Source organism: Thermus sp. LT1-2-5 (assembly GCF_040363165.1).
In the GTDB taxonomy this organism is placed as follows: Bacteria; Deinococcota; Deinococci; order Deinococcales; family Thermaceae; genus Thermus.
Map to the genome: position 1 here is coordinate 24182 of NZ_BSRG01000011.1, position 19714 is coordinate 43895.

At 69.5% G+C, this 19714-nt stretch carries 18 protein-coding genes and 1 pseudogene; 12 read left to right on the top strand and 7 right to left on the bottom strand.

What is annotated here, in order from left to right; translation table 11 throughout:
• Positions 1 to 17: 17 nt before the first annotated feature.
• The 3 genes from ABXG85_RS09790 to ABXG85_RS09800 are packed head-to-tail and all read right to left on the bottom strand — an operon-like array spanning position 18 to position 2917.
• Positions 18 to 1118, bottom strand: coding sequence for a DUF3137 domain-containing protein (locus ABXG85_RS09790; protein WP_353513447.1), 1101 nt, complete (start codon positions 1116 to 1118; stop codon positions 18 to 20).
• Positions 1119 to 1149: 31 nt separating this feature from the next.
• A complete protein-coding gene (locus ABXG85_RS09795) occupies positions 1150 to 1710 on the bottom strand; it encodes a LemA family protein (protein WP_353513448.1) in 561 nt (186 codons plus the stop codon).
• Positions 1711 to 1759: 49 nt separating this feature from the next.
• On the bottom strand, positions 1760 to 2917 hold the full coding sequence (locus ABXG85_RS09800) for a M20 family metallopeptidase (RefSeq protein ID WP_353513449.1): 1158 nt from the start codon (positions 2915 to 2917) through the stop codon (positions 1760 to 1762).
• 157 nt (positions 2918 to 3074) lie between these two features.
• Between ABXG85_RS09800 and ABXG85_RS09805 the strand changes: the two genes are divergently transcribed.
• Positions 3075 to 3866, top strand: coding sequence for an SDR family NAD(P)-dependent oxidoreductase (locus tag ABXG85_RS09805; RefSeq protein WP_353513450.1), 792 nt, complete (start codon positions 3075 to 3077; stop codon positions 3864 to 3866).
• A 582-nt stretch (positions 3867 to 4448) separates the two neighbouring features.
• Here the strand turns inward: ABXG85_RS09805 and ABXG85_RS09810 are convergent.
• A complete protein-coding gene (locus tag ABXG85_RS09810) occupies positions 4449 to 5168 on the bottom strand; it encodes a cupin domain-containing protein (protein ID WP_353513451.1) in 720 nt (239 codons plus the stop codon).
• Between the two features lie 303 nt (positions 5169 to 5471).
• Between ABXG85_RS09810 and ABXG85_RS09815 the strand changes: the two are divergent.
• The 4 genes and pseudogenes from ABXG85_RS09815 to nikC all read left to right on the top strand — a co-directional run.
• A pseudogene (locus ABXG85_RS09815) lies at positions 5472 to 5693 on the top strand (hypothetical protein); the annotation flags it as partial.
• A 79-nt stretch (positions 5694 to 5772) separates the two neighbouring features.
• Positions 5773 to 7335 (top strand): ABC transporter substrate-binding protein, encoded by a 1563-nt coding sequence (locus ABXG85_RS09820; protein WP_353513452.1) that lies wholly within the window; start codon positions 5773 to 5775, stop codon positions 7333 to 7335.
• Positions 7336 to 7384: 49 nt separating this feature from the next.
• Positions 7385 to 8392 (top strand): ABC transporter permease, encoded by a 1008-nt coding sequence (locus ABXG85_RS09825; RefSeq protein ID WP_353513453.1) that lies wholly within the window; start codon positions 7385 to 7387, stop codon positions 8390 to 8392.
• The gene (nikC, locus tag ABXG85_RS09830) at positions 8385 to 9209 is read left to right on the top strand and encodes a nickel transporter permease (protein ID WP_353513454.1); all 825 of its coding nucleotides are present in this window, start codon (positions 8385 to 8387) and stop codon (positions 9207 to 9209) included. Before ABXG85_RS09825 ends, nikC begins: the two co-directional genes overlap by 8 nt.
• Here nikC and nagA read toward each other — a convergent pair.
• Genes nagA through ABXG85_RS09845 form a run of 3 tightly spaced genes read right to left on the bottom strand, consistent with a single transcriptional unit; the run spans position 9206 to position 11999 of the window.
• Positions 9206 to 10273 (bottom strand): N-acetylglucosamine-6-phosphate deacetylase, encoded by a 1068-nt coding sequence (gene nagA, locus ABXG85_RS09835; RefSeq protein ID WP_353513455.1) that lies wholly within the window; start codon positions 10271 to 10273, stop codon positions 9206 to 9208. The genes nikC and nagA overlap by 4 nt on opposite strands.
• A complete protein-coding gene (locus ABXG85_RS09840; RefSeq protein WP_353513456.1) occupies positions 10267 to 11322 on the bottom strand; it encodes an anhydro-N-acetylmuramic acid kinase in 1056 nt (351 codons plus the stop codon). Before ABXG85_RS09840 ends, nagA begins: the two co-directional genes overlap by 7 nt.
• Positions 11319 to 11999: a GntR family transcriptional regulator gene (locus ABXG85_RS09845; RefSeq protein WP_353513457.1), complete on the bottom strand. Its 681-nt coding sequence runs from the start codon at positions 11997 to 11999 to the stop codon at positions 11319 to 11321. The genes ABXG85_RS09840 and ABXG85_RS09845 overlap by 4 nt, the downstream gene beginning before the upstream one ends.
• A gap of 126 nt (positions 12000 to 12125) precedes the next feature.
• Between ABXG85_RS09845 and ABXG85_RS09850 the strand changes: the two genes are divergently transcribed.
• The 7 genes from ABXG85_RS09850 to lysA are packed head-to-tail and all read left to right on the top strand — an operon-like array spanning position 12126 to position 19713.
• On the top strand, positions 12126 to 13109 hold the full coding sequence (locus ABXG85_RS09850) for a serine hydrolase domain-containing protein (protein WP_353513458.1): 984 nt from the start codon (positions 12126 to 12128) through the stop codon (positions 13107 to 13109).
• Positions 13106 to 13966 (top strand): N-acetylmuramic acid 6-phosphate etherase, encoded by an 861-nt coding sequence (locus tag ABXG85_RS09855; RefSeq protein ID WP_353513459.1) that lies wholly within the window; start codon positions 13106 to 13108, stop codon positions 13964 to 13966. The genes ABXG85_RS09850 and ABXG85_RS09855 overlap by 4 nt, the downstream gene beginning before the upstream one ends.
• The gene (locus ABXG85_RS09860) at positions 13963 to 15477 is read left to right on the top strand and encodes a glycoside hydrolase family 3 N-terminal domain-containing protein (protein WP_353513460.1); all 1515 of its coding nucleotides are present in this window, start codon (positions 13963 to 13965) and stop codon (positions 15475 to 15477) included. The genes ABXG85_RS09855 and ABXG85_RS09860 overlap by 4 nt, the downstream gene beginning before the upstream one ends.
• On the top strand, positions 15474 to 16745 hold the full coding sequence (locus tag ABXG85_RS09865) for an ABC transporter substrate-binding protein (protein WP_353513461.1): 1272 nt from the start codon (positions 15474 to 15476) through the stop codon (positions 16743 to 16745). Before ABXG85_RS09860 ends, ABXG85_RS09865 begins: the two co-directional genes overlap by 4 nt.
• A 21-nt stretch (positions 16746 to 16766) precedes the next feature.
• Positions 16767 to 17729, top strand: a complete 963-nt coding sequence (locus ABXG85_RS09870) for a carbohydrate ABC transporter permease (protein WP_353513462.1) — start codon at positions 16767 to 16769, stop codon at positions 17727 to 17729.
• The gene (locus ABXG85_RS09875) at positions 17726 to 18553 is read left to right on the top strand and encodes a carbohydrate ABC transporter permease (RefSeq protein ID WP_353513463.1); all 828 of its coding nucleotides are present in this window, start codon (positions 17726 to 17728) and stop codon (positions 18551 to 18553) included. The genes ABXG85_RS09870 and ABXG85_RS09875 overlap by 4 nt, the downstream gene beginning before the upstream one ends.
• A 5-nt stretch (positions 18554 to 18558) precedes the next feature.
• Positions 18559 to 19713 carry a diaminopimelate decarboxylase gene (gene lysA / locus ABXG85_RS09880; RefSeq protein WP_353513476.1) on the top strand — a complete coding sequence of 385 codons (1155 nt, stop codon included), beginning with the start codon at positions 18559 to 18561 and terminating at the stop codon, positions 19711 to 19713.
• The last annotated feature ends 1 nt before the right edge of the window (position 19714 follow it).

A 19714-nucleotide genomic window follows, 5' to 3' on the forward strand; every position in this document is an offset into this window, starting at 1 on the left:
CCCTTACGGCAAGGGTATCACATGGGCCCTTGCGTGAGGTCCTCTCCGCCGAAGAGGCCCCGTTTTTGGGCCTGCAGGTCTAGGCCCACCGCCTCCAGGAGCCTCCTCGCCTCCTCTAGGTCCCTTGTCCAGGCCTCGACGTAGGCATGGAGGGTCTTTTCCTTTAGGGGCTGGAAGAGGCTCGGCTCGAAACGGTCCTTGCCCGGGATGAGGAACCAGGCCTCGTTTCCCCCAAGGCGGGCCCAGAAGGGCCTGCCGAGGCGGTGCCGGAAGGCCACCAAGGCCTCCTGCGCCCTGGGGGTAAGGAGTTTCCTCGCCTGTATCTGGTCCCCGTAGACGTCGAAGAGGCGCTCGAAGGCGGCGGATTCCAGGACCACCCGCTCCTTGGGCTTGGCGAACCCCAGGCCGTAAAGGAGGAAGGGCAAGGAAAGTAGGGCCAAAAGGCCTACCGCGAGGGCCACCTTGGAGGCGTCCCCCTCCAGGGTGCCCAGGGCGAGGAAAAGGAGGAGCATCCCCCAGAAGAGGCCGAGGAAGAGGAGGACGGCCCAACGGGGGGCCCCACCCGCCTGGAGGGCTACCCCTTGCGGGGCGAGATGTACCTCCCCTGGAAGGGCGAAGGGAAGGGCGAAGCGGTAGAGGGTCCCGGAGAGGATGCGGACGTGGCGGGTGCCGTTCTTGGTGCGTTGTCGGCGGTAGAGGGTGAGGTCGCTCGAGCGGAAGGGGAAGGGGCCGACCTTTCCTTCCAGGAGGTCCTCGCTCCCGTAGCGGTCCGCTCGGGGCAGGAGGCCCGAGGCTTCCGCCTCCTCCCGGGAAAGGCCCGGGAAGGGGCGGTGGGTGAAGCCCAAGGCTTCCGCTAGTGGCGTCACCAGAGCCCGCTTGAGGCGCAGGCGGAAGGAGGCGAGAAGCCCCAGGGCGAGGCTAGGCGGAAGAGCCACCAGAAGGGGCCAAATGCCCCCCCCAGTCCCCAAGCCCAGGGTGTGGAAGAGCAGGAGGAGGAAGTAAGCCCACAAGGGGGTGGCCAGGAGCAGGGCCACGGCGGAGAGGAGCGCCCGGCGCCGTTCCGCTTCCAAAGGGGCGAGCTTGGCCTCGAGGGTCTGCAGGATCCCGGTCTTGTTCATGACCACGAGCGGACTTCCCCTATAGGGCGCGCTACCCCAAGAGCCTTCCCAAATCGGGCTTCGCCTGTTCCTCCTCGGGAACGGTGAACACGGGCTTCCGCCCTAGGCCCATGAGGGGGGCGAGGAGGCGGCCCGGCAGTTGCTCGATGGCGTTGTTGTAGTCGGTGACCGCCTGGTTGTAGAAGCGCCGGGCGGCGGCCAGGGAGTCCTCCACCTCCGTGAGGGCCGCCTGGAGCTGGAGGAAGTTCTGGCTCGCCTTCAAGTCGGGGTAGGCCTCGGCCCGGAGGCGCACCTGGGCGAGGAGGCGGGAGAGCTCCCCCTCCAGCTTCAATCCCTCCTCGGTGGGGCCCGCCCTCGAGGCCCTCTCCCGAAGCTCCACCAGCTTCTCCAAGAGCTCCCGCTCGTGGGCCATGTAGCGCTTCACCGCCTCCACCAGGTTGGGGATGAGGTCGTGGCGCTTTTTGAGGTAGGCCTGCACCGCTCCGGAGGCGTTTTCCACCTGGTTCTTGCGGGCGATAAGGGCGTTGTAGGTCAAAAGCAGGGCAAGCCCCACAAGGATCAGCGCAAGGAGCAAGAAGAGTCCCGAGCTCATGGCGTCCCTTACTCCTTTATACCTGGCGGGAGCGGGTCATCGCCGTGGCTCACTCCAGGTACAAGACAGCCAAGGCGGCGTAGACCCGCGCCGCCAGCACCACCTCTTCCAAGTCCACCCACTCGTCCACCTGGTGGGGGAGGGTCTTCTGCCCTGGGCCCATGACCACCACCGGAAGCCCGCCCCAGGCCCTAAGGAAAGTGCCGTCCGTGGCCCCCGGCACCCCGCCATACCGCACGGGCAGGCCCAGGAGCCGCAAGGCCTCCTCCGCCGCCTGCACCAGGGGGTCGTTCTGAGGGGTGGCCACAGAGGGGCGGTCCTCGAGGACCTCCACCCCCACCCCGGAGAGGGCTTCTAGCGCCTTCACCAGGGCTTGGTGGTCTACCCCCGGCACGGTGCGCACGTCCAGGGCCACCTCCGCCTGGTTGGGGATCACGTTCAGCTGACCTTCCCCGGCGCTGGCCAGGAAGCGGGTGGGGGTGAGGTAGGGGGGGCCCAGGTAGGGGTGAGGGTGGGCCTGCTTTAGGCGCTCCTCCAGTTCCTGGAGCGCCAGGACGAAGCGGGCCGCCTTAGGGATCGGGTTGTCCCCGGTGTAGGGCATGGCCCCGTGGGCCATCTTTCCGGGGAACTGGAGGCGGAGGCGCAAGGCCCCCTTTTGCCACAGGCACACCTCCATCTCCTCGGGCTCCGCCACCAAGGCCCCGCGGAAGCCCCGGGCGAGCCCGGCCCGGAGAAAGGCCTTCACCCCGAGCATCATCCCCTCCTCGTCCGCCAAGGCGGCGAGGCGCAAGGGGCGCTTGGGCTTGCCCAGGGCCCGCCGCACCGCCAGCATGGCCCCCACCAGGGCGGCCAGACCCCCCTTCATGTCGCAGGCTCCCCGGCCGTAGAGCCTTCCGCCCTCCACCACCCCGGCGTAAGGGGGGTAGGTCCAAAGGGCCTCATCCCCCGGGGTAACCACGTCCGTGTGGCCCTCGAGGAGCAGGCCGCCTTCCCCCTCCCCCAGGTCCGCAATCAGGTTGGGCCTCCCCGGGGCCGCCTCCTGGCGGAAGGTGGGCAGGCCCCGCTCCTTCAGGTAGCCCTCCAGATAGGCCACTACCCCCGCTTCCCCGGGTCCCGGGTAGTGGCTTGGGAGGCGCACCAGGGCCCGGAGGAGCTCCACCACCTCCTTCGCCTCCACCGCCTCCGCCGCCCGCAGGGCTTGGCTCACCGCCTCTTCGCCCCCTTTCGTTGGGTGGGGTGGGAAACCATCCGCCCATCGCCGCCAATGAGGTTCTTGGGCATGCCTTTCCCCCTTTTGCCCTATCATCCCGCGGCGGGGGGCGCTTGGCAAGGGCCGGGGCCAGGGGTAGGATGGGGCCAACGCTATGGACTATCGGCGCCTTTTTGACCTGAGAGGGCAGGTGGCCTTGGTGGTAGGGGCCGCCTCGGGCATCGGGCGGGCCGCGGCGGAGGCCCTGGCCGCCTTCGGGGCCAGGGTAGCCCTGGCCGACCGGGATGCGGCGGGGCTCTTTGAGGTCCTGCAGGGCCTGCGGCGGGAGGGCCTCGAGGCGGACGCGCTCCCCCTGGACATCGCCGAAAAGGAGGCGGCGGACCGCCTCGTGGCCTGGACCCTGGAGCGGTTCGGCAGGCTGGACACCCTGGTCGCCACCCCGGCCATCAACGTGCGCAAGCCCCTCCTGCACTACACGGACGAGGAGGTGGACCGGGTGGTGGACCTGAACCTCAAGGCCACCTTGCGCCTCCTCCGGGCCGGGGGGAGGGCGATGACGGAGCAGGGCTCGGGGAGCCTCATCGCCTTCGCCTCCATCCGCGCCCTGGTGGTGGAGCCGGGCCAGGGGGTTTACGCCGCCACCAAGGCGGGGATCTTGCAACTGGTCCGGGCCCTGGCGGCGGAACTGGGACCCAAGGGGGTGCGGGCCAACGCCATCGCCCCCGGGCCCATCGAAACCCCCCTCACCGCCCCCATCAAGGCGAACCCGGAGTGGTACCGGGCCTACGCCGAGAAGACGGCCCTTGGGCGCTGGGGCCGGCCCGAGGAGGTGGCCATGGCCGTGGTCTACCTGGCTTCCCCCGCCGCCAGCTACGTCACCGGGACCCTCTTCCTGGTGGACGGGGGTTGGACGGCGGTGGATGGGCGCTACGGGCCGCCCCTCTAGCGGGGCGGGAGGGGGCCCTCACCTAAAGCTGGGTGACCTTGTACAGGGTCACCAGGACGATCAGGACGCCGAAGATCTGCTTGATCCGGGCAGGGGGGACGAAGAGGCGGGTGAGCCTCGAGCCCAGGTAAGCGCCCCGGCCCCAAGCGGGATGAGGGTCAGGCCCGGGTCGAGCCGCGCCGTGGCCAGGTGGGGCAAAAAGGCGGAGAAGGAAGGAGGGGCACGGCGAGGGCGTTGATCCCGGCCGCCTTTTTGGGGTCGTGGCCGGTGCGGATCAGGGTGGGCATCGAGAGAAACCCCGGTCCCACGCCCAAGAACCCGGACAGCGCCGAAATAGGGGCGGCTAGGGGAAAGTTCTCCCGCTGGGCCGTGGCCTTGGCGGGACGGAAAAGGCCCAGACCGAGGCCCGAGCATGCCGCTCATGTGTCCCGCCTTGGCGCGCCTGGTTTGCCTAACGTTCCCCAAATTTGCTAGGGGCCATCTCAAAACCAGAAAGGGGGAACCCTTTTGCGGCCCATTCCACAAACGCGCCCCGGCCCAGGCCGATGGGATAAACCCTCCGACGCCCCGGAGGTCTTGGCGCTACAGGAAGACCACGTCGCCCATGAGCGCCGGGCTGAAAACCGATAGGAATTGGAGGTTGCCTTGGAACTGGTGGATGGCCCCTGCAGGCACCAAAACCACACTCCCCGGACCAACCTTCTGCCGATCGAGTTCCACCTGGGCTATCCCCTGTCCTCCCAAGACGTAGATTTGCTCGTCCTTCGACTTGTGGTAATGCCAGGGCTGGCCGCTACGGGTGGCCACGGCCAAAACGGTGGCTAAGGGGGCGTTGGCCAGGGGTGAGGCGGCAAAGGGCCGATCTTGCGGAACCTCTGGCGGCTTGAAGCTGAGGAGCAGGGGGGCTCCCTCTTGGGGACCGGAGCCTTCTTGCACAAAGACCACATCTCCCATCAGCCTAGGGCTGAAGCGGGAGAGCAGGTCCAGTTCCCCAATGAAGGCGTGGGCGGTCATTGGGGGTATGACGATGATTTGCCCCGAAGTGATGGGGGTTTCCTTACCGCCGGCGACCAGGCGGCCCTGCCCCTGTAGCACGAAAGCCACCTCCAACCGCTCTCGGTGGTAGTGTAGGGGCTGCTCGGTGCGGGTGCGAATGAGCAAGGTGGTGCCCAAGGGGGTTTCCCCCAATCCCTTGGCGGCGAAGGGCCGATCCTGGGGCACGATCAGGTCCGCGCCATCTTGGGGGTAGCGCCGAAATACCCCTTGTCCCGTAGCCGGAACCAGGGCGTGAACCCGCTGCATAGCCGTGACCAAAGCGGTGCTAAGGGCCAACTTAAGAACCTCGCGTCTTAGCATAGCTTACCCGTGTATAGCATACCCCAGGGCGGTAGCAATGGTCAATTGCCCAGGGGCTTGCCTTGCAAACTCCACCCCGAGTCCTTCATCCTAGAGCTACGGGCGAGCCCGGCTTTCCCCGACGAGAACCGAGCCCCAAGGAGGTCCTCACCCACTGCCTTCGCCTGGCCCAGGAGGTGAAGGCCCACCTCCTGGGCCAAGGCCCTGACCCCCCTTTACTTCATGGGCGCCACCGGCCTGAGCTACACGGACCCTAAGATGCGCCGATTTCGTGGGGTGGTGGAGGGGGTGTTTGGAGGGATGAAGACGCGGCTTGGGAGCGGATACCTCCTTGAGCGCAAGCCCAAGACGGCGAGGATGCGCGCGCTTTTGGAGCTCGTGGTCTACGCCCACAAGATATGGGCTCTGCCCGTGACCAGAGTGTTCCTTTCCCTTCTCGCTCCCCCGCCGGGGTACAAGGCGATTTACTAGGCAAGCCCAGGTCTGCTTGACCCTTTGGCGCTTCCTGTATAGTATGGTTGCAAAGGGTTGCAGCCCGAAAGGAGGCCGTATGCAGCGGTGGGTATGGACGTTGCTTTTGCTGGCGGGCTTTGCCTTGGCCCAGGACCGGACCCAGGTGCTGGTCTACGGCGGGGACTGGACGGACCTCATCACCCTGGACCCGCAAGTGGTCTACGAGTTCAGCGGGGTGATGATCGCCGACAACCTTTATGAAACCCTGGTGCGCTTTGAGGGGAACGACCTCGCCACCCTGCGCCCGGGCCTGGCGGAAAGCTGGAGGGTGGAGCGGGGAGCCACGGACTGGATCCTCACCTTCAAGCTCCGGCGCGGAAGCCGCTTCTCCACGGGCCGGGAGGTCACGGCCAAGGACGTGGTCTTTAGCTTTGAGCGCGCCTTGGCCCTAAAGGGCCCGGGATCCTTCCTCTTCACCGACATCGCCCAGCTCAAGCCTGGGGCCACCAAGGCCCTTGACCCCTACACCGTGGAGGTTCGCATTCCCAAGTCCGCCTCCCCCCAGTCCTTCCTCTCCATCCTCACCTTCACCCTCGGGGGCGTGGTGGACTCGGAGGAGGTTCAGAAGAACGCCAAGGGGGGGGACCTGGGCAAGGACTGGCTCACCAACAACTCCGCCGGCTCCGGCCCCTATCGCCTGGTGCGTTGGGACCGGGGGAACCAGGTGATCCTGGAGGCGAACCCCTACGCCCGGGTCAAGCCCAAGATCCCCCGGGTGGTCCTGCGCTACATCCAGGAGCCGGCGGTCCTCCGGACCGCCTTGGAGTCGGGAGAGATCGACATCGCCGAAGGCCTTACCCCCGAGGGGCTCAAGGCCATTGCTGCCAACCCCCGCTTCAAGGTGGTGCGGGCGGAAACCCTGCGCCTCCAGTACCTGGGCATGAACATGAAGGCGGGAAGCCCCTTCGCCAACGCTAAGGTGCGGGAGGCCATGCGCTACGCCGTGAACCAGGACGAGCTCATCCAGGGGCTTCTTCAGGGGAACGCCCTCAAGATCCAGACCTTCATCCCCAAGGGGCTTCTTGGCTACAACCCCGCCACCCCCTACGCCTACGACCCCAACCGGGCCCGCAAGCTTCTGGCCGAGGCGGGCTACCCGCAAGGCCTGGAGTTCGAGCTTTTGGTGAGCACCGGCATCTGCGGGGGCGGGGTGCCCTGCCCGGACGTGGCGGCCAAGCTCCAGGCGGACATGGCCAAGGCTGGGTTCCGCGCCCGCATCCGCGCCATCGCCAACGCCGAGGTCCTCGCCGCCTACCGGGCGCAGAACCACCAGGTGGTCCTGGCGGGCTGGAGCCCCGACTTCCCCGACCCCGACGGCAACGCCACCCCCTGGGCGGACTACGGGGCCCGCTCCTTGGCCTGGCGCAACAGCTACAACGACGAGGTGGCGGCCAAGCTGGCCCGGCAGGCCGCCCTCGAGGCCGACCCCGAGAAGCGCAAAGCCCTCTACAAGATGCTCACGGAAAAGGTGCTCCGGGAAGGCCCCTACGTGGTCCTCTACCAGCCGACCCAGCCCATCGGCCTCTCCGCCAAGGTGGAGGGTTTCCTGAAGAACCCCATGATGTCCGCCCCCCTTTGGCAGGTGAGCAAGCAGCCCTAAGGGCTTGGGGTATAGTGAACCCCGTGGCTAGAAGCCACGGGCTTCCCCTATGGCCGCTTACCTGGTCCGACGGCTCTTCATGGTCCTCTTCGTGGGCGTGGGCATCACCTTCGTGACCTTTTTTATCGCCCAGGTCATCCCCATCGACCCGGCGGTGGCCGCTTTGGGGGAAAACGCCCGGGAGGAGCAGATCCGGGAGTTCCGGGAGCGCTACGGGCTGGACCAGCCCCTCCTGGTCCAGTACGGCATCTACCTGAAGCGGCTTTTGGCCCTGGACCTGGGGCGCTCCCTACGCACCGGCCGCCCCGTGGCGGAGGACCTTAAGGAGTTCTTCCCCGCCACCTTGGAGCTCGCCTTGGCGGCCTTCCTGGTGGCGGTGGCCCTGGGGCTTCCCGCCGGGGTCTTCGCCGCCCTCAGGCAGAACCGCCTGCCGGATCTCTTGGTGCGCCTCTTCGCCCTCCTCCTTGGCTCCACCCCGGTCTTTTTCCTGGCCCTCCTCCTTCTCGACGTGCTCCACCGCCAGCTGGGCCTCCTGCCGGGCCCAGGGCGGTTGGACCCCTACCTCATTCCCCCGCCTCGGGTGACGGGCCTCGTCACCCTGGACGCCCTCCTGGCCCGGGACTTCGCCGCTTTTTGGGATGCTTTGCGCCACCTCCTCCTCCCCGCCTTCGTCCTGGGCTCCGCCTCCGCCGCCCTCCTCGCCCGCATGACCCGGGCCGCCATGCTGGAGGTCCTCTCCCAGGACTACGTGCGCACCGCCTGGGCCAAGGGCCTGGCCGAGGGGCAGGTGGTCCTGCGCCACGCCCTCAAAAACGCCGCCCTCCCCGTCCTCACCCTGCTGGGCGGCCTCCTTGGGGGCCTGCTTTCGGGTGCGGTGCTCACGGAAACCATCTTCTCTTGGCCCGGGCTGGGGCGGTACGTCACCCAGTCCGCCACCAGCCTGGACTTCCCGGCGGTGATGGGGGTAACCCTGTTGGTGGGCGTGGTCTACTCCCTTTTGAACCTCTTGGTGGACCTCCTCTACGCCCTTTTGGACCCGAGGATCCGCTATGGGTAGGCTGGCGCGGCGCTTTTTCAGAAACCCCGGGGCGGTGCTGGGCCTCTTCCTCCTCCTCGCCCTCGCCCTGGTGGCCCTCCTCGGCCCGGGCCTGGTGGGGGACCCCCTGGAGCAAAACCTCCTGGAGCGCCTCAAGCCCCCAAGCCCCGAGCACCCCCTGGGCACGGACCAGCTGGGGCGGGACGTCCTGGCCCGGGTGGTCCACGGGGCCCGCATCAGCCTGGGGGTGGGGTTTGGCGTGGTGGCCCTATCCAGCCTCCTCGGCACCTTGGTGGGCCTCTTGAGCGGGGGGCTTGGGGGATGGTGGGACAACCTCCTCATGCGCCTCACCGACGTCTTCTTCGCCTTTCCCTCCCTCATCCTGGCCATGGCCATCGCCGCCGCCTTAGGGCCGAACCTGGGGAACACCGTCTTGGCCGTGGCCCTGGTCACCTGGCCCATCTACGCCCGTTTGGTGCGGGCCCAGGTTCTGGCCCTAAGGGAAAGGGAGTTCGTGGAGGCCGCCCGGGCCCTGGGGGCAGGTTGGGGGCGCATCCTCTTCCGCCACCTCCTCCCCAACGCCCTCACCCCGGTCCTGGTCCAGGCCAGCTACGAGGTGGGGGCGGCCATCCTCACGGCGGCGGGCCTTTCCTTCATCGGCTTTGGCGCCCAACCCCCCACCCCGGAGTGGGGGGCCATGGTGGCGGAAACCCGAAACTACATGGCGGAGGCGCCCTGGGCGGCCACCGCTCCCGCCGTGGGCATCCTCCTCACCGTCTTGGCCTTCAACCTGCTGGGCGACGGCCTCAGGGACGTCCTGGACCCGCGGGGGCGCTAGGCCACCCGCTTGCCTCCCAGGTAGACCGCTTGCACCCGGAGGTCCTGGTCCAGGACCACCAGGTCGGCGCGCTTCCCCGGGGCGATCTCCCCGCGGTCGGCCAGGCCCAGGTAGCGGGCGGGGTAGAGGGATAGCCGCCTAGCCGCCTCCTCCAGGGGCAGGCCCCAGGCCACCAGGTTCCTGAGGGCCCGGTCCAGGGTGAGGGTGCTCCCCGCCAGGCTCTCCCCAAGCCAAACCCCTTCCCCCCGCTTCTCCACCCGGTGGGCCCCCAGGGGGTAGGTCCCATCCGGCATCCCCGCCGCCGCCACGGCGTCCGTCACGAAGTACAGGCCGGGAATGCGCTTAAGGGCCAACCGGATTGCGGCGGGGTGGACGTGAAGCCCGTCGGGGATGAGCTCGGCCCACTCGCCCCGCTCTAGGGCCAGGCCCACCACCCCGGGGGCGCGGTGGTGGAGGGCGGTCATGGCGTTGAAGAGGTGGGTGAAGCCCATGGCCCCCGCCTCCAGGGCGGCTAAGGCCTCCTCGTAGCCCGCTTCGGTGTGGCCGAGCTGTACCCGCACGCCCTGGCCTGTCAGGTAGCGCACCAGGTCCAGGGCCCCCGGGAGCTCGGGGGCCAGGGTGATCCCCCGCACGGGGGCCAGGGAGAGGAGGAAGGCGGCGGCCTCGAGGTCGGGGAGGAGGGGGAAGGGGGGCTGGGCCCCAAGGCGGTTGGGGCTGAGGAAGGGGCCCTCGAGGTGGGCCCCCAGGAGGGCCTCCCCCAGGGGGCCCTCTTGCGCCTCCTGGATGCCCCTTAGGGCCCGCTCCAGCTCGGGAAGCGGGGCGGTGACCGTGGTGGCGAGGAGCCCCGTGGTACCGTGGCGGAGGTGGAAGCGTAGCGTTCCCTCCACCCCCTCCTTGCCCGCCATGACCTCGTGCCCCCCGCCCCCGTGGACATGCAGGTCCAGGAAGCCGGGGAGGATGTAGGGGCCCTCCACCGGGGCCTCCTCCAGCGCCTCAATCCGCTCGCCGAAGTGGAGGCGGCCCTGGAGGAAGCCCGTGGGGGTGAGGATGCGCCCTTCTACCATCCCGCCTTCCTCCCCGGGTCCACGAGGTGCCCTGCCCGCAGGTCCTTTCCCCCCGTGGCCCGGCCCAGGACGTTCACCTCGCCCACGGCGTAGAGGTAACCCAAGAGGGCGAAGGCTAAGGCTTCCCGCACCTTGGGGTTTTCCAGGACCCGAACCGGGAGGCCCTCGGCCAGGAGGGCCACCAGCACCCGGTTCCGCGCCCCACCCCCCGCCAGGAGGACCCGGTCTACCCGGGGCACGAAGCGCCGGTAGGCGAGGTGGACGCTTTGGGCTGTGAAGGCGAGGAGAGTCTTCAGAAGGGTGGCCGGCTCCTCGGGCAAAGGCGCCAGCGCCTCCAGCCGCCAGACCTCCCGGCCCGTGGTCTTGGGCGGGGGGAGGGCAAGGTAGGGGTGGGCGAGCCAACGGCCCAGGGCTTCCTCGTCCAGGGAGCCCTTTTCGGCCAGGGCCACCCCTTCCTCCAGGGAGAGGCCTAAGCGCTCCAGGGCCTCGTCAAAGAGGCAGACCCCAGGCCCCGTGTCGAAGGCGAGGAGGGTGGCGGGGTCCTTGCCGTGGAAGTAGGTGAGGTTGGAGATTCCCCCAAGGTTGTGCACCGCCGTGTGCACCCCCTCCTCCCCGAAGAGGAGGAGGTCGGGGTAGGCCACCAGGGGGGCGCCTTGCCCCCCTGCTGCCAGGTCCACGGACCGGAAGCCGTGGACCACCGGTACCTCGAGGCCCAGGGCCAGGTGGCTCGCTTCCCCCAGCTGGAAGGTGGCCCGGGGCGGCTCGTGCCACACGGTTTGGCCCGAGAGGGCCACCAGCTCCGCCTGGCCCTTGAAGGGGAGGGCCGCCTCCAGGTAGAAGCGGCCCAGGTCGTGGTGGAGGAGGGCCAGCTCCCGGGTTTCCGCCCCCCGCATGGCCCGCAGCACCCGCCTCCTCAGGGCCTCGGGGTAGGGAACTTCCAGGTGGGCCAGGAGGCGGTAGGCCAGGTCCGGAGGCCTGCCCGAAAACTCCGCCAAGACCAGGTCCACCCCGTCGGCGCTCGTTCCCGACATGAGGCCTAGGACCCTCATGCGAGCTCCACCAGGAGTTCGTATCGGTCCGCCCGATACCAGCTCCGCACCAGCTCCACGGGCCGCCCGTCCGCCAGGTAGCTCACCCGCTCCAGGTGCAGGAGGGGGCTCCCCGGCTCCACCGCCAGGGCCCTGGCTTCCTCCCGGGCCGCCACCGCCCTAAGGCGCTGCAGGGCCCGCACCGGCCGGAGACCCTTGGCCTCCAGGGCCTGGTAGAGGGAGCCCTCCGGGGGCCCGGCCAGGGCCCAAAGGGGCAGGGTGGCCCGCTCCAGGGCCATGGGTTCCCCGTCCGCCAGGCGGAGGCGCACCAGGCGCAAGACCTCGTCCCCGGGGGAAAGCCCAAGGCCGAGGGCCTCCTCGGGGGTGGCGGGGCCCGTTTCCGCCTTGAGGAGCCTCGTTTCCGGGTGCATCCCCAGGGCCCGCATCTCCTCGCTAAAGCCCAGGAGCCGGGTGCGGAAGGTGGCCCTCCGGGCCACGAAGGTGCCGCTCCCCTGCCGCCGCACCACGAGCCCTTCCTCCTCCAGGAGGTCCAAAGCCTTCCGCACGCTGTCCCGGGACACTCCGTAGGCCTCGGCCAGGGCCCTTTCCGGGGGCAAGGGCGTCCCGGGAGGCTTTTGCAACACCTCCTCCCTTAGCCGCTGGGCCAGGTCCAGGTACTTGGGTCCTACGGTGGCCAACGGATCACCTCCCCTTTGCCCGGGCGCGGAAGCCGAGGCCTCCTCCTGGGCCCCTTCTCCCGCGCCCGACCACCCCCTCAGCATACCACTTGCCTGCCAATACCCTACCGGTGTAGACTCGGGACCGTGCAACGGGTCAGGGCCCTTTTGGAGGAGGCGGTGGCCCGGGGCGTGGTTCCCGGGGTAGCCTTCGGCGTGGTCTTCGCCGACGGCAGGAGGGAAACCCTCCACCTGGGGCTGGCCCAGCGGGAGCCGGAGGCGGTGCCCCTGGAGGAGGGCTTCTACTTTGACCTGGCGAGCCTGACCAAGCCCCTCTTCACCCTTAAGGAGGTGCTGAAGGGGGTGGAGGAGGGGCTTTGGGACCTGGACGACCCCCTTTCCGCCCACCTCCCCGACCTCCTCTGGCTCAAGGACCACCCCCTCAAGGGGGTTACCCTAAGGGCTCTCCTGGCCCACACCTCGGGCCTGCCCGCCTGGGAGGCCCTCTACACCTGGGGCAGGGGAGAGGACCTGAAGGCCCGCATCCTGCAGCACCCCTGGCCCGTGGGCGAGGCGGTCTATTCCGACATAGGCTACCTCCTCCTTGGCCTCTTCCTGGAGCGGGGAAGGGGGCGGCCCCTCGAGGCCTTCCCCCTCCCCCCGGGGCTCACCTTCCGCCCGCCTAAGGAGCGGAGCGTGGCCACGGAGCGGTGTCCCTGGCGGGGCCGGGTCCTCCGGGGGGAGGTCCACGACGAGAACGCCTTCGCCCTAGGAGGCGCCGCCGGGCATGCGGGGCTCTTCGGCACCCTCGGGGGGGTTTTAGACCAGCTCTTGGCCATCTTGGAAGGGCGCTGGCTCTCCCGGGCCGCCCTGGAGGAGATGGTGCGCCCCCACGGGGAGCGGCTTTTGGGTTGGGAAAGGAAGCGCCCGGGCTGGCATGGGGGGAGCCTGGCCTCGGAACAGGCCTTCGGGCACACGGGCTTCACGGGGGTGGGGATGTGGGTGGACCCCGAGCGGGGCTACGCCTGGGCCCTCCTCACCAACGCCGTCCACCCCACCCGCCACCGCCCCTCCCTGGCCCCCCTGCGCCGGGCGGTGGGGAACGTCCTGGCTGCGGAGGTGACCCCTTGACGGAAGGCGTGGCGCGGCGCTACCAGGACCTGGACCTTTGGCCTGCGGAGGAGGTGCTGGAGGCCCTCTACGAGGGGCAACTTCGGGCCCTCGCCGCCCTCAAGGGGGCCCTTCCCGCCCTGAAAGGGGCGGCCCTGGAGGCGGCGGAGCGCCTTAGGGCCGGGGGGACCCTGGTCTACACCGGGGCCGGCACCAGCGGGCGGCTTGCGGTGATGGACGGGGTGGAGCTTTGGCCCACCTTCGGCTTCGGCAGGGTGCGCTTCCTCCTCGCCGGGGGGGAAAAGGCCCTTTGGGAGGCGGTGGAGGGGGCGGAGGACGACCTGGAGGGGGGGCTGGCCCTGGGGCGGGGCCTAGGGCCGCAGGACGTCCTGGTGGCGGTGGCGGCCAGCGGCACCACCCCCTTCACCTTAGGGGCGCTCCGGGGGGCCAAGGGGCAAGGGGCCCTGACCGTGGCCCTGGCGAACAACCCCGGTACCCCCCTGCTCCAGGAGGCAGACCACCCCGTCCTCCTGGACACGGGGCCCGAGGTGGTGGCGGGGAGCACCCGGCTCGGGGCGGGCACGGCCCAGAAGGCGGCCTTGAACCTCTTCTCCACCTTGACCATGGTCCTCCTGGGGCGGGTCTACGGCAACCGCATGGCCCGCATGCGGGTGCAAAACGCCAAGCTCCGGGCCCGGGCCGCCGCCCTGGCGGAGGAGGCCTTCGGCCTTCCAAGGGAGGCGGCGGAGGGGCTTTTGCTCCGCTACCCGGAGCCCGCCTGGGCCGCCTTGGTCTACCGGGGGCTTGGCCCTGAGGAGGCCCTCGCCCTCCTGGAGGCAAAGGGGGTGCGGGGGGCGCTGGCGGAGGTGGGGGGGTGAGGGGCTTGGCCCTGTTCGTGGGCATGGGTGCGGCGGCCGCCCAAGCGGGGGCCTTTATGGCGGTGAGCTTTAAGGGGGAGGAAGTCCCCGTGGCCCTTCTGCGGGAGGTGCGCCCCGCGGCGGTGATCCTCTACCCCTCCAACCTGCGCCGGGACCCCGAGGGGTTGGTGCGCCGCCTGCGGGTCTTGGACCCCAACCTCCTCCTGCTGGTGGACCAGGAGGGGGGGCCCTTCACCAGCTACCGGGAAGGCGTGGTGCGCTTCCCCGGGGCCATGGCCCTTTCCGCCAGCGGGGACGAGGGCCTGGTGGAGCGGGTGGGCTGGGCCCTGGGGTGCCAGGTGCGCCGCCTGGGGGCGGACGTGAACCTGGCCCCGGTGCTGGACGTGAACGTGAACCCCGACAACCCCATCATCGGGATCCGCTCCTTCGGCGCCGACCCAGAGCGGGTGGCCCGCATGGGCCTGGCCTTCGCCCGCGGGGTGTTGCGCTCCGGGGCCCAGCCCGTGGGCAAGCACTTCCCCGGCCACGGGGATACGGGGGTGGACTCCCACCTGGACCTGCCCCGGGTGGACAAGCCCAAGGAGGTCCTGGAAAGGGTGGAGCTCCTTCCCTTCCGCCGCTACGTGGCCGCCGGGATGCCCGCCCTCATGACCGCCCACATCCTCTTCCCCGCCTTGGACCCCAGCTACCCCGCCACCCTTTCCCCTAGGATCCTCACCGACCTTCTCCGCCGGGAGATGGGCTTTACCGGGGCGGTGCTCACGGACGATATGGCCATGGGGGCCATCAAGCGCCACTTCGGCGCGGCGGAGGCGGCCCTGTTGGCGGTGAAGGCGGGGGCGGACCTCCTCCTTTTGGAGCCGGACGAGGAGGCCACCCGCCAGGTGCACCGCCGCCTGGCCCAGGCCCTCCGAACGGGGGAGGTCCCCCCGGGCCGGGTGGAGGAGGCGCGGCGGCGCCTCAGCCGCCTGCGGGCGGGGAAGGGAGCGTGCCCCTTCACCCCCGAGGCGGAGGAGGCCTTGGCCCTCGAGGCGGCCCGCAAGGGGGTGGTCCACCGCCACGGCCCCCTTCCCCTTCCCGGCCGCGGGACCTTGGTCCTGGGCCTTCGCCTCTCCCCCCGCTACGGGGCCGAGCCCACCCTGGCGGACCTCGCCCCCCGGTACCTGCCGGGAAGCTTGGGCCTCAACCTTTCCGAAGACCCCAGCCTCGAGGAGGTGCGCCAGGCGGTGAGGGCCGCTTCCCAGGCGGAGCGGGTGGTGGTTTCCACCTACCGCTGGCTTGGGGGCTTCCCCGAGGGGCAGAGGGCCCTGGTGCGGGAGCTCCTCGCCCTGGGTAAGCCCCTTTACGTGGTGGCCCTGGGCAACCCCGACGATTTCCGCTTTCTGCCCGGGAGGCCCACGGGCTACCTGGCCACGCACGGCTACCGCGCGGTCCAGGTGCGGGCCGCGTTGGAAGCCCTCGCGGGGGTGTACACCCCCACGGGGCAATGGGTGTTTGGAGGTGAACCATGAGAAAGGGGCTTTTGGCGTTGGCGGTCCTGCTCTTGGGGCTGGCCTCGGCCCAGAAACTGGTGCTGGCCAGCTGGGGGAGCCAGGAGGAGATCCAGGCCTACAACCAGGTGCTCAAGCTCTTCCAGGAGAGGAACCCGGGCCTCCAGGTGGAATACATCAACATCCCCTCCAACGAGTACCTGGCCAAGATCACCGCCATGATGGCGGCGGGGACGCCCCCCGACGTCTTCTTCATCAACAACATCGACTTCCCAGGCCTCGCTTCCCGCAAGGTGCTCCTGCCCCTGGACGGCTTCCTGAAGCGGGACAGATACCCCACCGAGGACATCTTCCCCGGCATCCTCAAGGCCTTCCAATGGGAGGGGAAGCAGTACGGCCTGCCCCGGGACGTGTCCAACCTGGTGGTCTTCTACAACCGGACCCTCCTGCGCAAGGCGGGCCTGCCCGACCCCAAGCCCGACTGGACCTGGGAGGACTTCCTCCGCTACGCCAAGGCCCTCACGGTGGAGAAGGACGGCAAGCGGGTCCAGTGGGGGGTTTCCTTCCAGACCTTCTACCTCTTCTGGGAGCCCTGGGTGTGGAGCGCCGGCGGGCGCTTCTACAGCCCGGACCACACCCGCTTCCTCTTGAATAGCCCCGCCTCCCTCGAGGGCCTCCAGTTCTACCTGGACCTCCGCTACAAGCACCACGTGGCCCCCACCCCGGAGGAGGCCCAGGACCGGGGCGCCTTCACCATGTTCCTGAACGGCCAGACGGCCATGATCGTGGACGGGCGCTGGCGGGTGCCTACCCTGAAGGCTAGGGCGAAGTTTGACTTCGACGTGGTCCCCTTCCCCCGGGGCAAGGCGGGGAGCATCGTGGACATAGACGGCTCCGGCTGGGTGGTTTCCGCCGCCACCAAGAACCCCGAGGCAGCTTGGAAGCTCCTCGCCTTCCTGGCCGGGCCTGAGGCCAGCCAGGTCTTCACCAAGACCGGCCTCATCATCCCCGCCCGGGGCGTGGACGTGCGCAACGTGGAGAAGAGCGTCCAGAACCTGAAGGACTTCTTCGTGCCCCCGCCGCCCAAGAGCCAGCACTACTTCCTCACCGTGAACCGCACCGCCCGCCCCACGGAAACCTTCGAGCGCTGGAACGAGGCCCTCCAGCTCATCAACAAGGTCCTGGAGCCCGTTTGGCAGGGCAAGGCGGACCTGAAGGCGGCCCTGGACGGGGTGGCGCCCCAGGTGCAGAAGATCCTGGACGAGGTCCAGGCGGAGCGGAAGCGGTGAACCCTTAGGCCGGGAGGCCCCGTGCGCGCCTACGCCCGTTTCCCCCTCCTCTTCCTCCTGCCGTCTCTGGTGGGCTTCCTGGCCTTCAACCTGGGGCCCATCCTGGTGAGCCTCCTCCTCTCCTTCGTGGAGTACGACGGTCTCACCCCCCTCACCTGGCGCACCGTTCAGGAGAACTGGGTGGGCCTGGAAAACTACCGCAGGCTCCTCCAGGACCCCGTCTTTCACAAGGCCTTTTGGAACACCCTCTTCTACGTGGGGGTGGCGGTGCCCTTGGAGATCGTCCTGGCCCTCCTCCTGGCCCTGGGCCTGAACCGTCCCTGGCGCGGGGTAAGGCTCCTGCGCACCCTCTACCTCCTCCCCACGGTGACCAGCGTGGTGGCGGTGGGGCTCCTCTGGCGCTGGGTGCTGAACCCCAGCGTGGGGCCGGTGAACCTCTTCCTGCGCTGGGTGGGAGAGCGGCTCGCTGGCTTCTTCCACCTGGTGGGGCTGGAGCCCCCTGGGCTCGTGCTCTGGCTCGCCCGGGAGGGGCCGGGGTGGCTTTCCGACCCCAGCTGGGCCATGTGGGGGGTGATCCTGGCCTCGGTGTGGGCGGGGGTGGGCCTGCGCATGCTGATCTTCCTGGCCGGGTTGCAGAACATCAACAAGGAGTACCTGGAGGCGGCGAGCCTGGATGGGGCGAATAGCCTGCAACGCTTCTTCCACGTGGTATTGCCCCTCCTTTCCCCCACCGTCTTCCTCAACACCCTTCTCGCCCTGATCGGCGGGTTCCAGGTCTTCGGCCTGGTCTACACCATGACCGGGGGCGGGCCCGTGGACGCCACCAACGTCCTCATGCTCTACCTGTACCGCAAGGCTTTCGGCACCTTCCCCTTTGAGATGGGCTACGCCTCGGCCATCGCCTGGGTTCTTTTCCTCCTCCTCTTCGCCCTCACCTACCTGCAGTGGACCCTGAGGCGGCGCTGGGTGGTGGAGGAAACATGAGGCTTTTGGGCAAGCTTTGGGACCTCTTGGTCTACCTTCTCCTCCTGGCGGGGGGGCTCACCATGCTGGTCCCCTTCTTCTGGATGGTTTCCACCAGCTTTAAGGCCCCGGGGAGCGTCTTTGACCTACCCGTGGAGCTTTGGCCCAGGGAGCTCCACCTGGAAAACTACCAGCGGGTCCTCACCTCGGTGCCCTTTGGTCGCTGGTACCTGAACTCCTTGGCGGTGGCCTTGGGCCTCACCCTCCTCAACCTCACCAGCGGGGCCCTGGCCGGCTACGCCTTCGCCCGCTTCCGCTTCCGGGGCCAGGGGGCCCTGTTCCTCCTCTTCCTCGCCACCCTGATGGTCCCGGTGCACGTCCTCATCATCCCCCTCTTCATCCTCATGCGGACCCTTGGCTGGGTGGACACCTACTACGCCCTAATCCTCCCGGGGCTCTTCGACGCCTTCGCCATCTTCCTCATGCGCCAGCACTTCCTGCAACTGCCCCGGGAGCTGGAGGAGGCGGCCATCGTGGACGGGGCTACCCCCTGGCAGGTCTACTGGAAGGTGGCCCTACCCCTGGCCGCCCCCGCTTTGGCCACCTTGGGCACCTTCACCTTCCTGGCGGGCTGGAACAGCTTCCTCTGGCCCCTCATCGTCACCAACTCCTTGGAGATGCGTACCCTCACCGTGGGCCTGGCGGTCTTCCAGAACCAGTTCGCCACGGAGTGGACCGTGCTCATGGCGGGGCTTACCCTGGGCACCATCCCCCCCATCCTGGTCTTCCTCCTGGCCCAGCGCTACTTCATCCAGGGGCTCACCCTGGGTAGCCTGAAGGGGTGAGGGGGATGCGCCCGGAGTTCCTCGAGGCCCTAAAGGACGCCCTAGGCCGCTTTCCCACCCCCTTCTACGCCTACGACTGGGCGGCGGTGGCGGCGCGGGTGGGGAGGCTGCGGGAGGCCTTTCCCTTCGCCCGCCTCCTCTACGCCATCAAGGCCAACCCGCGCCTGGGCCTCCTGCGGCGGCTTCGGGCCATGGGCCTGGGGGCGGAGGCGGTGTCCTTGGGCGAGGTGGTGCGGGCCTACCGGGCGGGCTTCTCCCCGGGGGAGGTCCTCTGGAACGGGCCGGTGAAGCCCCGGGAGGCCCTGAGGGCCCTTCGGGGCCAGGAGCCCTTGGTGGGGCTGGACTCGAGGGGGGACCTCCACCGGGTGGCGGAGGAGCTTCCCGGGGCCCGGGTCCTCCTCCGGGTCAACCCCGACCTGCCCGTGAAGACCCACGGCCACCTGGCCACGGGCCGGGGGGAAAGCCAGTTCGGCGTCCTGCCGGAGGAGGTGCCCACGTTGCTTCGGGAGGCGCGGGAGCGAGGCCTGGAGGTCCTGGGCCTCCACCTCCACCTGGGCTCGGCCCTGGAGGACCCCATGGACTTCCTCCAGGGCTACCGGCTGCTCGAGGCCCTGAGGCCTGAGGTGGGGCCGCTTCCCGTGCTGGACCTGGGGGGCGGGTTCGGCCTGGGCCTGGACCTTCCCGCCCTGGCCCCCGCCATGGAGGCCCTGGCCCGGGCCTACGGGGCGGAGGTCTACCTGGAGCCCGGGCGCTACCTGGTGGCGGAGGCCGGGGTCTTGGTGGCCCGGGTGGTGGGGGTGAAAAGGACGCGTCGGCGCTACCTCCTCCTGGACGCCGGCATGACCACCCTGCTGCGCCCCGCCCTCTACGGGGCCCGCCACCCGGTCCTGCCCCTTTACCGGGGCGGGGAGGAGGAGGAGTACGACCTGGCGGGGCCCGCCTGCGAGGCTGGGGACGTGCTGGCCCGCGGGGTGCGCCTGCCCCGGCCCAAGGAGGGGGATGCCCTGGCCCTCCTCGAGGCGGGGGCCTACGGGGCCTCCATGGCCTTGACCTACCTGGACACCCCTAGGCCCCTAGAGCTCCTCTGGACGGGGGAGGCCTGGGAAGTCTTGCGGGCCCCGGACGCCTGGGAAAGCCTCTTGGCCGGGGAGGAGCCCTAAG

Coding starts and splice junctions, on each gene's coding strand:
- ABXG85_RS09790 (WP_353513447.1), bottom strand. CDS start 1,118: ATGAACAAGACCGGGATCCTGCAGACCCTCGAGGCCAAGCTCGCCCCT.
- ABXG85_RS09795 (WP_353513448.1), bottom strand. CDS start 1,710: ATGAGCTCGGGACTCTTCTTGCTCCTTGCGCTGATCCTTGTGGGGCTT.
- ABXG85_RS09805 (WP_353513450.1), top strand. CDS start 3,075: ATGGACTATCGGCGCCTTTTTGACCTGAGAGGGCAGGTGGCCTTGGTG.
- ABXG85_RS09810 (WP_353513451.1), bottom strand. CDS start 5,168: ATGCAGCGGGTTCACGCCCTGGTTCCGGCTACGGGACAAGGGGTATTT.
- ABXG85_RS09820 (WP_353513452.1), top strand. CDS start 5,773: ATGCAGCGGTGGGTATGGACGTTGCTTTTGCTGGCGGGCTTTGCCTTG.
- ABXG85_RS09825 (WP_353513453.1), top strand. CDS start 7,385: ATGGCCGCTTACCTGGTCCGACGGCTCTTCATGGTCCTCTTCGTGGGC.
- nikC (WP_353513454.1), top strand. CDS start 8,385: ATGGGTAGGCTGGCGCGGCGCTTTTTCAGAAACCCCGGGGCGGTGCTG.
- nagA (WP_353513455.1), bottom strand. CDS start 10,273: ATGGTAGAAGGGCGCATCCTCACCCCCACGGGCTTCCTCCAGGGCCGC.
- ABXG85_RS09840 (WP_353513456.1), bottom strand. CDS start 11,322: ATGAGGGTCCTAGGCCTCATGTCGGGAACGAGCGCCGACGGGGTGGAC.
- ABXG85_RS09865 (WP_353513461.1), top strand. CDS start 15,474: ATGAGAAAGGGGCTTTTGGCGTTGGCGGTCCTGCTCTTGGGGCTGGCC.
- ABXG85_RS09875 (WP_353513463.1), top strand. CDS start 17,726: ATGAGGCTTTTGGGCAAGCTTTGGGACCTCTTGGTCTACCTTCTCCTC.
- lysA (WP_353513476.1), top strand. CDS start 18,559: ATGCGCCCGGAGTTCCTCGAGGCCCTAAAGGACGCCCTAGGCCGCTTT.